This window comes from Caballeronia calidae (assembly GCF_900044055.2).
Taxonomy (GTDB): domain Bacteria; phylum Pseudomonadota; class Gammaproteobacteria; order Burkholderiales; family Burkholderiaceae; genus Caballeronia; species Caballeronia calidae.
In genome coordinates, this window is sequence record NZ_FCOX02000245.1 from 1 (window position 1) to 1,799 (window position 1,799).

Genomic DNA, 1,799 nt, shown 5'->3' on the forward strand with positions numbered 1-1,799 from the left:
ACGGTTACCAAGCCGTAGTTGATGACCGACCCGATCCATTTCGTGAACAGTGACTTCGTGCTCTCGAACAGCAACAGGAAGATAAAGATCGGGCCGAAGCAGACAGTGATGCCGAGCATGACCTTCGACATTAGAATCAAGCCAGCGCCGATGCCGCACATGATCGCGGTGACGAACAGAACAGTGATGCCAAGGACCAGGCTCGCGAGGTGCGGGCCGCTTATTACGCCTGCATGCTCAAAAGCCGTTTTCGCGACGGTCAGACCGTTGTCCATCGCCTGATCGATCGAGTCCGCGATCGACGTTTGTGCGTTCATACCCGACTGGCCGTTGATGATAAACACCGAAGCGAGTTCGTCGGGAAGGTGCATCGCGGCGTTGGCGAGCTTCGTCTGATACCAACCGCCCGCACTCGCGATGCCGATGACGATGGCATATCTCACGAACCGATTGACGAGCGAGCTTAGCGGCTCGCCATTGGGTCGGCCCATGAGGAATAATCCTTCAATCATCAACGCCATCGTCAGACCCAGCGCGACCAACGGCGCCGCGAAGCTGATGATGTTCGACAGATTGGTTGCCACGAACTGAGAGATGACGGTGTCCATGTACGTGAAGATCTGCGACGTTGCGTTAAAAGTCGCCATGACGGCTGCTCCTATTTCCCGAACACGTAGACTTGCGCATCTGCGTCCAGAGCGTTCTGGCAGTCAGGTGTCACCTTCTGCGCCGCGTCGTTCTTACATTCGGACACCCGTGCGAGGCGCTCTTTGTCGTGCTGCACGTACCAATCCTTGGTCCGCGCTGGATGGTCAGCGTCCTTGCCGCAAGCGGCAAGGATCGAAATCGACACGAGCATCAAGGCTGCTTTCTTCATTTGCGGCTCCATTCGTGAAGTTAAGGTGTGATCGTCGGGGCCGTGTTGTCATCCGAGGCTGTGCCGATGGTGTAGCGGCGCACCGCCTCGGTTTGCTCCTGTTGCAGAATCTTGTCCTGCGACTGCTGCAGCGACGGCATGAGGTTGAGCTTGGTCTGTTCGGCCTCAATCGCGCCGCGTGCCGTTGAGATGCGCGCTTGCAGGTCCGCAATCTCCTTAGGCGTGCTGGTCGCGTCGATCTGGCTGGTGAGCGCCTGAACGTTGTTCAATTCGGCCATCTCGTTGTTGTAGGCCTGTTCGCCCATCGCCCGATCGGTCGCGCCCTTTGTTTCGAGCTGGCTATTGGCATAATCGAGCGCGTCGCCTCGCCCCATGCCGTCGATCTTCGACTTGATGGCGTTGACGATTTGTGTGGTCCGCGCGTCGTAGCCCGAGCTGCCGCTGTTGAGCACATCGCCATAGACCTGCGACCAGTTAGAGGGCAGATTGGTGCGCAGCATCGACGCGTCGTTAGGAAGCAAGCCGCCGATGCCTGTGCTGCCCGTCAATGACCGATATTGCGCTTCCTGCGTCTGGAGCTGGCTTTTCAGGGTCGTGAGCTGTTGACTCAGCGTCGCGACCTGCTGGACCCACTGAATCTGCCCGAGCGGGTCCGTGACCACGACTTGGGCATGAGCGGCGAGCGGTAGGGCCGCAGCGAGTGCAAGGACAACGGAAAAGCGTCTCTTCTTCATAGTGCGGCTCCTGGTTACGCCTTGCGGCGAACAGCATCGAAGTACGCGGGCATCCACTGATCGGGATCATCGGTGCCGAGACGCCGCATCACGGTGTCCAGCCGCTCGGCATTGTCGGGCGTGCCGGAAAGGATCGCGATCTCGTCGTCCATGCCGATGAGGTCCATGACCGCGAGAGCCGACTGGTT

3 protein-coding genes are annotated in these 1,799 nt (G+C 59.1%); all 3 read right to left on the bottom strand.

Translation table 11 applies throughout. The annotated features are described in order from the left end of the window. The coding region (locus AWB78_RS42360) for a TrbL/VirB6 family protein (RefSeq protein ID WP_198399503.1) at window positions 1-608 on the bottom strand (608 nt) is incomplete at its 3' end. A gap of 50 nt (window positions 609-658) precedes the next feature. Continuing rightward, window positions 659-877: an EexN family lipoprotein gene (locus AWB78_RS42365; protein WP_062613247.1), complete on the bottom strand. Its 219-nt coding sequence runs from the start codon at window positions 875-877 to the stop codon at window positions 659-661. A 20-nt stretch (window positions 878-897) separates the two neighbouring features. Further along, window positions 898-1,611: a TrbJ/VirB5 family protein gene (locus tag AWB78_RS42370; protein WP_062613249.1), complete on the bottom strand. Its 714-nt coding sequence runs from the start codon at window positions 1,609-1,611 to the stop codon at window positions 898-900. Window positions 1,612-1,799: the final 188 nt, after the last annotated feature.